Annotated in this window: 12 protein-coding genes and 2 rRNA genes; 4 read left to right on the top strand and 10 right to left on the bottom strand. The window is 40.0% G+C overall.

Annotated features, from left to right (window positions below):
- Nucleotides 1–86 precede the first annotated feature (86 nt).
- From cmk to E6C50_RS00035, 8 genes are all read right to left on the bottom strand, one after another.
- Nucleotides 87–773, bottom strand: coding sequence for a (d)CMP kinase (gene cmk, locus E6C50_RS00070; RefSeq protein ID WP_136401170.1), 687 nt, complete (start codon nucleotides 771–773; stop codon nucleotides 87–89).
- A 12-nt stretch (nucleotides 774–785) separates the two neighbouring features.
- Nucleotides 786–1805: a type IX secretion system protein PorQ gene (gene porQ / locus E6C50_RS00065; RefSeq protein WP_136401169.1), complete on the bottom strand. Its 1020-nt coding sequence runs from the start codon at nucleotides 1803–1805 to the stop codon at nucleotides 786–788.
- 136 nt (nucleotides 1806–1941) lie between these two features.
- A complete protein-coding gene (gene lon / locus E6C50_RS00060) occupies nucleotides 1942–4401 on the bottom strand; it encodes an endopeptidase La (protein WP_136401168.1) in 2460 nt (819 codons plus the stop codon).
- Between the two features lie 189 nt (nucleotides 4402–4590).
- Nucleotides 4591–5400 carry a hypothetical protein gene (locus E6C50_RS00055; protein ID WP_136401167.1) on the bottom strand — a complete coding sequence of 270 codons (810 nt, stop codon included), beginning with the start codon at nucleotides 5398–5400 and terminating at the stop codon, nucleotides 4591–4593.
- Nucleotides 5401–5544: 144 nt separating this feature from the next.
- Complete coding sequence (locus E6C50_RS17830) at nucleotides 5545–6312, bottom strand: hypothetical protein (protein ID WP_211089504.1); 768 nt, start codon at nucleotides 6310–6312, stop codon at nucleotides 5545–5547.
- Between the two features lie 150 nt (nucleotides 6313–6462).
- Complete coding sequence (locus E6C50_RS00045; protein ID WP_136401166.1) at nucleotides 6463–7053, bottom strand: lipocalin-like domain-containing protein; 591 nt, start codon at nucleotides 7051–7053, stop codon at nucleotides 6463–6465.
- Nucleotides 7054–7101: 48 nt separating this feature from the next.
- Complete coding sequence (locus E6C50_RS00040) at nucleotides 7102–8397, bottom strand: MFS transporter (protein WP_136401165.1); 1296 nt, start codon at nucleotides 8395–8397, stop codon at nucleotides 7102–7104.
- A gap of 56 nt (nucleotides 8398–8453) precedes the next feature.
- The gene (locus E6C50_RS00035; protein ID WP_136401164.1) at nucleotides 8454–9275 is read right to left on the bottom strand and encodes a M48 family metallopeptidase; all 822 of its coding nucleotides are present in this window, start codon (nucleotides 9273–9275) and stop codon (nucleotides 8454–8456) included.
- Between the two features lie 165 nt (nucleotides 9276–9440).
- Here E6C50_RS00035 and E6C50_RS00030 point away from each other — a divergent pair, with 165 nt between their 5' ends.
- From E6C50_RS00030 to E6C50_RS00015, 4 genes are read left to right on the top strand one after another with little or no spacing between them, the layout of a single operon-like run.
- Complete coding sequence (locus tag E6C50_RS00030; protein WP_136401163.1) at nucleotides 9441–10301, top strand: alpha/beta hydrolase; 861 nt, start codon at nucleotides 9441–9443, stop codon at nucleotides 10299–10301.
- Nucleotides 10302–10307: 6 nt separating this feature from the next.
- Nucleotides 10308–10784 carry a peptide-methionine (R)-S-oxide reductase MsrB gene (gene msrB / locus E6C50_RS00025; RefSeq protein ID WP_136401162.1) on the top strand — a complete coding sequence of 159 codons (477 nt, stop codon included), beginning with the start codon at nucleotides 10308–10310 and terminating at the stop codon, nucleotides 10782–10784.
- Complete coding sequence (gene msrB, locus E6C50_RS00020) at nucleotides 10765–11157, top strand: peptide-methionine (R)-S-oxide reductase MsrB (RefSeq protein WP_136401161.1); 393 nt, start codon at nucleotides 10765–10767, stop codon at nucleotides 11155–11157. Before msrB (E6C50_RS00025) ends, msrB (E6C50_RS00020) begins: the two co-directional genes overlap by 20 nt.
- Before the next feature lie 2 nt (nucleotides 11158–11159).
- Nucleotides 11160–11801 carry an endonuclease III domain-containing protein gene (locus E6C50_RS00015; RefSeq protein ID WP_136401160.1) on the top strand — a complete coding sequence of 214 codons (642 nt, stop codon included), beginning with the start codon at nucleotides 11160–11162 and terminating at the stop codon, nucleotides 11799–11801.
- Nucleotides 11802–12071: 270 nt separating this feature from the next.
- Here the strand turns inward: E6C50_RS00015 and rrf are convergent.
- Nucleotides 12072–12181, bottom strand: a 5S ribosomal RNA gene (rrf, locus tag E6C50_RS00010).
- A gap of 111 nt (nucleotides 12182–12292) precedes the next feature.
- Nucleotides 12293–12380: ribosomal RNA gene (locus E6C50_RS00005) — 23S ribosomal RNA — on the bottom strand; the annotation flags it as partial.

The raw sequence follows: 12380 nt of genomic DNA, 5'->3' as shown, positions 1-12380 counted from the left end.
AAATCTATTAATAAAAACAGGAAATCCAAAATAAAATGCGCTATAAAACGAACCGCATCCTATTCTGGATTTTATTTTTAAATGAATCAGGATCCTTTTTCCATCGCTAGTTTTAACACTAACGCAAATTGTTCCTCCCGACTTAAATTGGAATTGTCTACTTCATACGCATCATTGGCTTTTACCAACGGAGAATCCTCCCTACTCGTATCGATTTTGTCACGTCCCACTACATTTTGCAATACATCCTCATAGGTAACCTGTTGCCCTTTAGCTGTTAACTCATCAAAACGGCGTTGTGCGCGGGTTTCCGGACTGGCCGTCATGAAGATTTTTAATTCAGCATCCGGAAATACGACCGTTCCGATATCACGTCCGTCCATTACAATACCTTTATCGGCGCCCATTTTTTGTTGTTGCTCGACTAGTTTTGCCCGTACTTCCGACACCTCGGCAATACGACTTACCTGTTGCGAAACTTCCAGTGTACGGATTTCAGTCTCTACATTCTGACCGTTCAGATACATCTCGGCAAATCCCAATTGCGGATTAAACTGAAATTGCAGACTAATTTGCGGTAAAGCGGCAATAAGTTGTTTTTTATCAAAGTGGCTATCGGAAATCAATCCCTGTTGCATGGCAAATAAAGTTACCGCACGGTACATGGCACCCGTATCCACATAAACATATCCCAGTTCTTTTGCCAGTTGTTTGGCCAGCGTACTTTTTCCCGTGGATGAGAACCCATCTATTGCTATGGTAATTTTTTTCAAAACGTTTGTATTTTATTGTAAGTTAATGGTAAGTCCAAAAAGACTGGTATTCCCTGCCGAAGTATAACGCGAATAGGAATAGTCAAATTTTACGGTGTTGAAACGCAATCCGAAACCGGCAGAAATTCCGGCAAAGGTACGTTGATCGGTTATCGAAAGTTCTTCTCCTCTCCTGAAGTTATAGCCCAGGCGGAAATTAAGGCTTTTCCCCGGAAATAATTCCGCTCCCAGAATTACGTGCCGCAAGGCATTATTTATAAAGGATACTTTTTCTTCCTGCACTTCTCCATCGATACTGCTTTCGGCCCGGTTCGGATTGGAAAAAGCGATATTCCATTGTTGTAGGTTTTCGAGTGTCAGGTGCCAGCGAATAGGTACATTTTCCATTTGCTGCGAAATTCCGGCGATGATTTCTAATGGTAGTTTTTCCTGTAAACCAGCATAGGTGGTAATCTGCATTCCTACATTTCGCACTGCTAAACCGATGTTTATATCATTGTCTTCGTCTACATAAATAGCGCCCAGATCGACCGCGGCTCCAAAAGAATTATAACTTTCCAACGTGGACGAGATCAGTTTGGCATTGGCACCGATATGAATGTCAGTCCACGGAATATTATAAGCATACCCGAAGGAAAGGGCGATTTCACTACCGGTAAAATCGGACGTACGGTTTCCGGTTTCATCATATCCTTCGAAAGTACCGTAATTTACATAGTTTACACCGGCATGAAACGTTTGTACGTGACGATCCCAGGTATAGGCATAGGCAGCCGTACCATAGGTCACTTCTCCGTAATAACTACCATAGTTAACCGAAAGATGATTATCCATTTCCACATTGATGGTCGCCGGATTAAAGATAGCCTGGTTTACGTCGTTGTCATAAATCGTGACTGTTTTCCCTCCCAGTGCTGCCTGACGGGGTGATGTCACTAAATTCAGAAACTGATAGGTATATTTTCCACCAATCTGCCCATAGGAAAGAGCTGTCAGGATTAGAAAAAATGAAGTCAGTATTTTTTTTGCCATTGTAATGGTGGTCGTTTCTGAAATTATATAACGCAAATGCGAAGATATTATTTTTTTATTTACAGTAAAAAATAAAAGACAAAAGGCACAAGCCGATTTGCGCGACTTATGCCTTTTTATAATGCGTTTGCTGTTTTTATTCGGCGATCAGTTTTTTGGCATGTTTTGCCTTTTGATCTGTTATCGCGATTTCCAGCACTTCACTCATTTCTTTTACATAATGGAACGTTAATCCATCCAGATATTCCGGTTTGATCTCATCGATATCCCTTTTATTTTCATAACACAGGATGATCTCTTTGATATTGGCTCTTTTTGCCGCCAGAATTTTTTCTTTGATGCCGCCAACCGGTAATACTTTTCCACGTAGGGTAATTTCACCAGTCATTGCCAGGCTCTTTTTAACCCTTCTTTGCGTAAAACTGGACACCAATGACGTTAACATTGCCACACCGGCACTTGGTCCGTCTTTTGGCGTTGCACCTTCCGGTACGTGAATATGTACGTTATAATTCGCAATCACTTCCGGATTAATACCCAATTGCTCGGCATTCGATTTGATATATTCCAGCGCAATGGTTGCCGATTCTTTCATAACCGTCCCCAGATTACCGGTCATCGTCATATTTCCTTTTCCTTTGGAAATAATCGATTCGATAAACAGGATATCACCGCCAACACTAGTCCATGCCAATCCGGTTACCACGCCTGCCGTTTCATTATTTTCGTATTTGTCACGTTCCATTTTCGGAGCACCCAATACTTTAATAATATCTTCATCGGTTACCTTAACATTGTATTCCTCTTCCATTGCGATCGATTTGGCTGCATTTCGCACCATAGCTGCAATCTGTTTTTCCAATCCTCGCACTCCGGATTCACGGGTATAACCCACTACAATTTTTTCGATTTGTTTTTTACCAATCGAAAGATCTTTAGTTGTCAGTCCGTGTTCTTTTAATTGCTTTGGAACCAAATGCTGTTTGGCAATCTCTATTTTTTCTTCAATTGTATAACCTGTCATGTTGATCACTTCCATACGGTCGCGTAAGGCCGGTTGTATGGTCGACATATTATTGGATGTTGCAATAAACATCACTTTTGACAAATCGTACCCCATCTCCAGGAAATTATCGTAGAAATCGGAATTTTGTTCCGGATCCAACACTTCCAATAAAGCCGATGACGGATCACCGTTATGACTACTTGACAATTTATCGATTTCATCCAGTACAAATACCGGATTGGACGTTCCCGCTTTTTTAAGACTCTGAATGATACGTCCCGGCATTGCTCCGATATAGGTTTTACGGTGACCTCGGATTTCCGCTTCATCGCGTAATCCACCCAGTGAAATACGAACGTATTCTCTTCCCAAGGCTTCGGCAACCGATTTTCCGATCGATGTTTTTCCGACACCCGGAGGGCCGTACAAACATAAAATCGGCGATTTCATATCGTTACGCAGTTTTAATACTGCCAAATGTTCGATGATTCGTTTTTTAACATCTTCCAGTCCGAAATGATCGCGATCCAATACTTTTTCGGCATGCTTTAAATCGAATTTATCTTTGGAAAAGTTATTCCAGGGCAATTCTAAAAACAACTCCAGATAGTTACGCTGAATCGAGAATTCGGCCACCTGCGGATTCATCCGTTGCATTTTCGCCAGTTCCTTTTCAAAATGGGCTTTTACTTTATCATCCCACTTTTTAGTTTTGGCTTTCTGACGCATTTCTTCGATTTCCTCTTCATAGGAAACACCGCCCAATTCTTCCTGAATGGTTTTCATCTGCTGTTGTAGGAAGTATTCCCGTTGTTGCTGATCCAGGTCAAAACGCACTTTGGACTGAATGTCGTTTTTCAGTTCCAATTTCTGCAATTCCAGGTTCATATAACGCAGGGTTTCCAGCGCTCGATCTGTCAGATCATTAATTGCCAGTAATCCCTGTTTTTCGTGAACCATCAGATTCATATTCGAGGATACGAAATTGATCAGGAAGGATTTGCTTTCGATGTTTTTAATCGCGAAAGTCGCTTCCGTAGGGATATTCGGACTCTCTTTAATAATCTGGATCGCCAGTTCTTTTATCGAATCGATAATAGCGTTGAACTCTTTGTCTTTATCCGATGGCCTTTTTTCCGGTACTTCTTTAACCGTAGCCTTTAAATACGGCTCTTCGGTTGTGATCTCGTCGATTTCAAAACGCTTTTTCCCCTGAAGGATAACCGTTGTATTTCCATCCGGCATTTTCAACACGCGTAAAATACGCGCTACGGTACCAATTGTATTAATATCGGCCGCAGTTGGCTCTTCAACGTTTTCATCTTTTTGTGCCACTACCCCGATAATTTTACCGGCGGCATTTGCATCGTTGATCAATTTAATGGATTTATCCCTTCCCGCTGTGATTGGAATCACAACACCCGGAAACAACACCGTATTGCGCAACGGCAAAATGGCCAGATCGTCCGGAAGCACTTCGTTGTTCATTTCTTCCTCGTCTTCCGGCGTCATTAAAGGGATTAATTCCGCATCGGTATCGATTTCATGAAGTGACAAATTGTCTAATGTGAGTATCTTTTGATTTGACATGGTTTTTTTTAAGTCATTTTGTCATTAAATAGTACTGCAAGATAAAAGTCTTTATTGCTATTACCTTGATAATTAACGGTTATTTGGCATATTGCCTAGCCCGCTATGCTAATAAATCAATCTTTATGCCATAAAAAAACCCGTAAACAATCCGGGTTTTTAATGGTTCTGTCTTTTATTTTTTAAGTCTTAGTTCACTATGTAAGACAACAGCTCCGAATGTAAACTTTCAGATCCTGATTCTCCAGACATGGTTACTTCCGATTTAATTACCCCTATGTTTCGTGCATACCAATTGTAGACCGTTATTGTAGCCGTAAAATTTTCCGTTTCCGGTAGACCAGGCATGCTCATTCTCGACACCTGCTCCATTTTTACTTTTATCACATTCTGATAGGTATGTCCTTTTACCGTTAGTATCTGGTCACGTTGAAGTATAGTGTGCGTTTCCGACACCGTTGTGGTTATTACCTGATCCTGAGGCAGCATTGGATGATAATTCGTAAGGGTATACGAATAGTCATTGTGCCATGTTCCGGTCACTGGTAAATCCTGTTTTAAAATAACAATATCACCCGTTCCTGAAAATCGTGTCCCAAAGGAAATTCCCGATGGTGGTCTGTCAAAGGCATCCATTTTTCCATAATAGATATTATTTTCTTTTCTCACTTTGTCTACAGAACGATTTCCTATTTCGGCAACAACTTCCTCTCCTTCTTTTTTATTCCCCAGATAATACAACTTTCCATTATCCATCTGAGTATCCACTATTTTTGAAGTATCAATGCTAATTTCTCCTGTATTCTGATTAATTGATTCGGATACCCACCGGTTCCCTATAGCCAACGGATAATAATCGCCTCCTGAAACCGTATTTCCGCCACCGTTAGTATTGTTATTTCCAATCAAGGAAGCATCAGCCGATTCTGTCTCACAAGACGTTAATATACCTCCTGAAAAAGCGACTAGCATTACTGCTAAAAATGTAATTTTTTTCATACTTATTTTAAAAATCGATGCAAAAATACTTTTTATTTGTTTGCTTTATCTAACAAATGGTGTATCGCTTCATTTATAACAGAACTTTTTTATTTGTGATAAAAAAAGCCGCCCGAAGGCAGCTCTGGATATTCTTATCAGATATTAATGTAATGTATAATTAACCAAATTGGATTGGGAAATACCGCTACCTGCATACATCGTAATACGAACCGGACCGATATTTTTTGCAAAATAATATTCGGTATTGGTAATCGAAAATCCACCAGTCATTGTGATCTGCTGTTGTAAGTTCATTTTTATTACATCCGTATAGGTTACTCCATTCACCGTTATTGTAGCATTTTTTTCAAGGATTTCTCCGGTATAATTTGTAGTTGTCACCATTCCTGTTGGGATTCCGGTATAGGTCGTTGTTTGCGTATACGTACCCGACCATGTTGCATTTACCGGAAGATTGTCTTTTAACAGCACCATTTCATAACCCGTTTGCGTTCCGATCATTCCCATCATATTAATCTGCATATCCCCTGTTTTTAAAGTATATACACCTCCGCTTTTATGTAACCAAGTTGCAGCAGCGGTACCGGTCGTACCTCCGGAGGCACCTGATAATGCTGAAAACTTATAGTAGGTTGCTCCGTTAAAAATATCTGTTCCTATTACTTTTACATTTTGCGTCTCACTGTTTACCGCATATTTCCAGGTATTATTAATGGCTGTTGGCCAGTAATCTCCCGATGGTGTTCCGCCATTATTTCCACCTCCCGTATTTCCGCCTCCGGTGTTTCCGCCATTATTATTGGTTCCGTTAGCACTCAAAGCCGGATCGATCGATTCGACTTCACAGGATACAAAAGTAAAAGCCGTAAATACCACCAAAATTGTGGTTAAAAAAGTAATTTTTTTCATAGTGGATGAGTTAGTTAAAAAAACGCCCAAATATAATTTTATTTTTAACATTTTAACATATCATCCGAATGAATATATTTCAAAAAAGAAAAGTCATTTGTTATAAAAAAAGCCGCCCGAAGGCAGCTTTTTGAAATCTCTTTATGTCAATTATTGTTTGGTAAAAATAATATCAATGTTAGCTGTCAGATAAGCCGGTTCGCCTCCTGAAGCTTCTCCTACTATTGTTCCCTCTGCTATTGAAATCTTTAACGTATTTCCGGTAACGGTATACTGGTCTGAATACGTTTCTCCTTCGTCGGTATAGGTCAGAGTTAAAGTACTTCCGGACAAAGTCCATGTTCCGCCATAACTCGGATCTTCGGTACAATCCAATACTGTATTGGTTCCGTCTGATGTTATTTCGAGTGAACTTCCCGTAGCGGTAAACGTATGATTCGCACTTAATACTAACAAAGTGTTGTTAAAACAGCTGGTTTCATCCATCTGATTCGTGGAAGGCGTTCCGTCACCATTTAGGTCGGTAGGAACCGACGTATTAAAAGCCGTCATTTTATAGGTTCCTATGACATTGGTAGTTGTACCACCGCCGTTATTACCGCCGTTGTTGCCGCCATTATTTCCACCGGTATTTCCGGTATTTGTTAGTAAACCCGAATCAACAGGTTCCGTTTCACAACTTGATAATAATAGTCCTCCCGTGAACAGGAGCATAAGTCCAATAGTTTTAATTTTTTTCATGTGGGGTTAATCTTGTTGGGTTAATACTGTAACGTAATAATTTGATTTTTATTCTCTTGGTACCCGGGTTAATAACAATAATCCTGCCACAAAGAAAATTATCAAAAATAAAATGGCATTTTGCATCTTTCCGGTGATGTCGGCAATATAGCCATATAAAAACATTCCAATCACAATACCTATTTTTTCAGCTACATCATAAAAACTAAAAAATGACGTCGTATCCTGTGTTTTCGGGATAAATTTGGAATAGGTCGATCGCGATAACGACTGTATTCCGCCCATTACCAATCCAACACAAGCAGCTGCGATATAAAACTCATTTGGCGTTACTACAAAATAGGCATAAATACAGATCAATATCCATAGGAAATTGATCACCATCAAAACTTTAATATTTCCGAATTTAGCCGAGGCTTTTGAAGTCATAATCGCACCAAATACCGCAATTAACTGAATCAATAAGATACTCACGATCAATCCCATGGTTCGTTTTTCATCGCTTCCCCACTCCACTTCCTGTTCACCGAAATAAGCAGCGATGATCATCACTGTTTGTACCGCCATACTATACACGAAAAAGGCTCCCAAATAGCGCCGTAACGGTTTGATTTCTTTTAACTGACTCCAAACTTTTTGCAGTTCTTTAAAACCATTGAAAATAATCTGGCCTTTGATCTTTTTTCCGTTTTTATAATCCGGAAGGTAACGGTAGGTATACTGACTGAATCCGATCCACCACAAACCCACCATCACAAACGAAAACTGCATGGCTTTAAGCTGGTTTTCAAATCCGAAAATCTCGTATTTCATCACCATAACAAGGTTGATGATCAATAAAATTACACTGCCGATATAACCCAATCCGTAACCTTTGGCACTAATACTATCCTGTTGTTCCGGAAAAGCAATATCCGGGAGATAGGAATTGTAAAACACCAAACTTCCCCAAAAACCGATCAGTGCCAACATATAGGTTAGCAAACCGAAAATGATATTGTCCAGGGAGAAAAAATACAGTCCCATACAGGACAATCCTCCCATATAACAGAAGAATTTTAAAAATGTTTTTTTATTACCCATATAATCCGCAATACCGGAAAGCAACGGCGATAATATCGCTACACATAAAAAGCCCAGTGCCGTTATATAGCTGATCAACGATTCACTCCGGATCGATAGTCCGAAAAGCGGGATTTCTTCGATTCCTTTTATACGGAATAAAGCACCGTAATACAGCGGAAAAATAGACGATGAAATTACAAGCGCATAAACCGAATTCGCCCAATCATAAAATGCCCAGGCATTTAATAATTTTTTACTTCCTTTTTCAAGTTGTTTCATAAATAGATATAAAAAAAGCTGTTCTAATAGAACAGCTTCGAAGATACTATATTTTTTTATTTAAAAGCAACTCCAAATTTTTTTGCTTCGGCTTTTGCCTGAGGAATCAGATTTCGGATTTCTGCAATACGGGTTTCATTACTCGGGTGCGTACTCAAAAATTCCGGTTGCGATTGTCCTCCGGAATTGGCCGCCATCCGTTGCCAAAACGCTACAGCCGTGTCGGGATTGTATCCCGCAATCGCCATTAACGTCAGACCAATTTTATCGGCTTCACTTTCGTGACTACGGCTAAACGGTAGCATCCCGCCATATTGTGTGGTCGCCCCATACGCAGTCATCGCAATTTGCTGGGTTTGCGCACTTTTATTTCCTACAGCGGCACTCACTCCTGCAGCACCCAATTGTTGTAATAATCCGGCACTCATCCGTTGCTGTCCGTGGTTTAGCAAGGCATGCGCTACCTCGTGCCCCATTACTGTTGCCATTCCCGCATCGTCTTTACAAATCGGCAGGATACCAGTGTAAAAAACGATTTTTCCTCCCGGCATGCACCAGGCATTCACATCTTTACTGTCGACCAGATTGTATTCCCATTTGTAATCTTTCAGATAGCCCTGGTAACCATTGGCATTTAACCATTTTTCGGCAGCGGCTTTGATTTTCATCCCTACATCCGTAACGCGTTGTGCATCCTTGGTTCCTTTGATCACTTTATTTTCAGTTAGAAACTGGTTGTATTGCTGGAACGACGATGGAAAAATTTCACTGTCCGGCACTAATGCCAAGGTACTTTTTCCGGTAAATGGGTTTGTAGCACATGAAATTCCCAATACTAACAAACCACCGGCTATTAACAAACGATAACTCCTTTTCATATGATGTGATTTTATGTAACAAAATTAGTAATTCCTGATAAATTAGTAATGAATATCCTAACAAAATAGTCGTATCACTTCCTTTTTTCGGATTGATTTTTTAAGATTAATTTATCAATAAAACGACAGTTATAACTTAACTTGCAACTGTTTTAGTATACTGAAATGAAAGAAAACAAACCGAAACACCAGCAATCTCTGGAAATACCCAAAGTAATTCTGTTTACCGCGAGACTTTTTGAAAAAATATCTCCGGAATTGGCAACGCAGTTTGCGATGAAATTATTTACCACTCCTATTCGTTATAAAATACCGAAAAGAGAGTTTGAAATGGATCGGAACAGCCAACAGGAATTGTTGGAAATACCGGCTATTCAGAAAAAAGTAATGTTATATCAATATGGAACCGGTGACAAAAAAGTCTTGTTGGTTCACGGATGGAGCGGACGCGGAACGCAATTGGTAAAAATTGCTGACGAGTTCCTGAAAATGGGCTACCAAGTCTTTAGTTTTGATGCTCCGGCTCATGGAAAAGCACCTGGAAAAACCAGTAATATGACCGAATTTATAGCTGCTATACTCGAAATTGAAAAGCAATACGGACCATTCGAGTATGCGGTAGGTCACTCACTAGGTGGTATGTCGGTTATGAATGCGATTAAACAAAAATTAAACGTACAAAAAGCGATTATTATCGGTAGCGGTGATATCGTGACGGATATTATTTCAGATTTTATTTTAAAATTGGGTCTGAAACCGGAAATCGGTGTCCGGATGAAAAGTAAATTCGAAAAGAAATTCGGAGAAACCATGGATAGTTATTCTTCGTATATAGCAGCAAAGACGGTTACTATTCCAGTATTGGTGATCCACGACGAAATAGATGATGACGTTCCCGTTAAAGCGGCTTTTCATATCCGCGAACATTTAAAAAATGGTGATCTGATGATTACTAACGGTTTAGGACATCGCAAAATATTGGGTGACAGTAAAGTAATCCGACGGATTGTTCAATTTATATCCTAATTCAACATGAAAAAGTTAGTATTATTAATTGTTTTGTGCAGTTGCTTTGCTTCTTTTGGGCAAAATCAGAAGTTTAAAGTTCAGAAAACTGACAAAGAATGGAAAGCACAACTTTCTAAAGAAGAATATGAAGTATTGCGAAACAAAGGAACCGAACGTGCCTTTACTGGTAAATACTGGAATACTTTCGATAAAGGAAAGTATGTTTGTGCGGCTTGTGGCCAGGTTATCTTTAATTCCGATTCAAAATTTCATTCGGATTGCGGATGGCCTTCCTTTGACAAAGCCATAAAAGGATCGGTGATTTATAAAACCGATACCAGTCTTGGAATGGTACGTACTGAGGTTATGTGTGCCAATTGCGGTAGCCATTTGGGGCATGTTTTTGATGATGGTCCGGCTAATACTACCGGCAAACGTTTTTGTACCAATTCTGTATCTATCAAATTTATTCCTGCTAAAAATGAAATATCCCGTAAATAAAAGCGAAGAGGAATGGAAAGCTGAGCTTGGCCTGGAGCGTTATCGTATTCTACGTCAAAAAGGAACCGAATTCCCTAATTCCGGAAAATACAACCTTCATTTTCAAGAGGGTACTTATTGTTGTGGTGCCTGTGGCGAACCGCTCTTTGAAAGCAATTCTAAGTTTGATTCCCATTGCGGCTGGCCTTCTTTTGACGAATCCATACCCGGAAAAGTCGAATATATTCAGGATTTGTCTCATGGTATGATCCGGACAGAAATTCTTTGTGCCAATTGTGGCGGACATTTGGGACATGTTTTTAACGATGGCCCAACAGCAACCGGTATTCGTTATTGTGTTAATTCGCTTTCTATCGATTTTAAAGAAGAATAATTATGGATTTGTTTAGTGATCCGGTGAGTTGGTCAGAAAAATTAAATCCTATTGTTGTTCAATATCGGGATCGCAAACACCCTTTGGCCTACCAAAATCCGTATCAATTAGTGATCATGGTCATTCTTTCCGCTCAGGATTCCGATGCCAATATCAATAAAATTGCTCCGGCACTTTTTAATCGTTTTCCGAATATGGAAAGCCTTGTTTCGGCTACTTTTGAGGATTTGTTTCCCTACATCAGTGGGGTTCGTCATTTTCAGATGAAAGCCGGATGGATTTTGGAAACAGCACAAACACTACAATCGGATGCGAATATTCCGCTTTCAATGGAAGCGTTAACGCAGTTAAAAGGTATCGGTCGGAAATCGGCTAATGTGATAATGAAGGAGTTACAGGTTCGACCAACTGTTGGTATTGTAGTTGACCTTCATGTTTTACGGGTTGCCCCCCGGATTGGTTTAATCACTGCTACTCAGGATGGTACTAAAGCTGAAAAATTATTGATGCAACTTTTACCGCGGGACATTTGGGAGGATATTGGAATGTGCATTTCGTTTTTAGGACGGGAAATTTGTCGTCCAACCAGTCCAAAATGCACCATTTGTCCGATTCAGCAACACTGCATCTATTTTAATAATTAATTGATTTTCAACAATACAAAAACCGGAGTTGTCTCCGGTTTTTTTATGTTTTGTTTGGAACACCTGCTACACCTGACAGGTTTTGTAAACCTGTCAGGTGTGACATCTATGGTCAGGAAAAAACAAAACCCCGGGAATCCGGGGTTTAACAAAACAAAAAAACCTATCCGTTTGGATAGGGTTTTCAAAAGAAAGGCGGCGGATCGAGCAAAGCGACACGCCATACCTATAACAAAAAAAATCCCCATCAATAATGATGGGGATTCAAAAGAAAGGCGGCGACATACTCTCCCACAGGATTGCAGTACCATCTGCGCAGGCGGGCTTAACTTCTCTGTTCGGAATGGGAAGAGGTGAGCCCCGCCGCAATAACCACCTTAAATCGTTGGTCACTGAACTTGGTCAGAACACTAATATTGTAACATATTGAGATAAAAAATCAAAAACAATTATCAGAAAGACTTCCCTTCCGCCCTTAGGCGGAAGGACACGTACATAAGCTTACGGGTTATTAGTACTACTCGACTATGACATTACTGCCTTTACATCTATAGCCTATCAACGTGGTCATCTTCCACG

The organism is Flavobacterium supellecticarium, assembly GCF_004801375.1.
GTDB classification, from domain to species: Bacteria; Bacteroidota; Bacteroidia; order Flavobacteriales; family Flavobacteriaceae; genus Flavobacterium; species Flavobacterium supellecticarium.
The sequence above is the reverse complement of the archived record's forward strand: the minus strand, read 5'-3'. Positions and strand labels throughout refer to the sequence as shown.

What these genes read in the sequence shown, in the direction of transcription:
- msrB (WP_136401162.1), top strand. Translation starts at nt 10,308, where the DNA reads ATGAAAAAGTTAGTATTATTAATTGTTTTGTGCAGTTGCTTTGCTTCT.
- E6C50_RS00030 (WP_136401163.1), top strand. Translation starts at nt 9,441, where the DNA reads ATGAAAGAAAACAAACCGAAACACCAGCAATCTCTGGAAATACCCAAA.
- E6C50_RS17830 (WP_211089504.1), bottom strand. Translation starts at nt 6,312, where the DNA reads ATGAAAAAAATTACTTTTTTAACCACAATTTTGGTGGTATTTACGGCT.
- E6C50_RS00035 (WP_136401164.1), bottom strand. Translation starts at nt 9,275, where the DNA reads ATGAAAAGGAGTTATCGTTTGTTAATAGCCGGTGGTTTGTTAGTATTG.
- msrB (WP_136401161.1), top strand. Translation starts at nt 10,765, where the DNA reads ATGAAATATCCCGTAAATAAAAGCGAAGAGGAATGGAAAGCTGAGCTT.
- E6C50_RS00040 (WP_136401165.1), bottom strand. Translation starts at nt 8,397, where the DNA reads ATGAAACAACTTGAAAAAGGAAGTAAAAAATTATTAAATGCCTGGGCA.
- E6C50_RS00045 (WP_136401166.1), bottom strand. Translation starts at nt 7,053, where the DNA reads ATGAAAAAAATTAAAACTATTGGACTTATGCTCCTGTTCACGGGAGGA.
- porQ (WP_136401169.1), bottom strand. Translation starts at nt 1,805, where the DNA reads ATGGCAAAAAAAATACTGACTTCATTTTTTCTAATCCTGACAGCTCTT.
- E6C50_RS00055 (WP_136401167.1), bottom strand. Translation starts at nt 5,400, where the DNA reads ATGAAAAAAATTACATTTTTAGCAGTAATGCTAGTCGCTTTTTCAGGA.
- lon (WP_136401168.1), bottom strand. Translation starts at nt 4,401, where the DNA reads ATGTCAAATCAAAAGATACTCACATTAGACAATTTGTCACTTCATGAA.
- E6C50_RS00015 (WP_136401160.1), top strand. Translation starts at nt 11,160, where the DNA reads ATGGATTTGTTTAGTGATCCGGTGAGTTGGTCAGAAAAATTAAATCCT.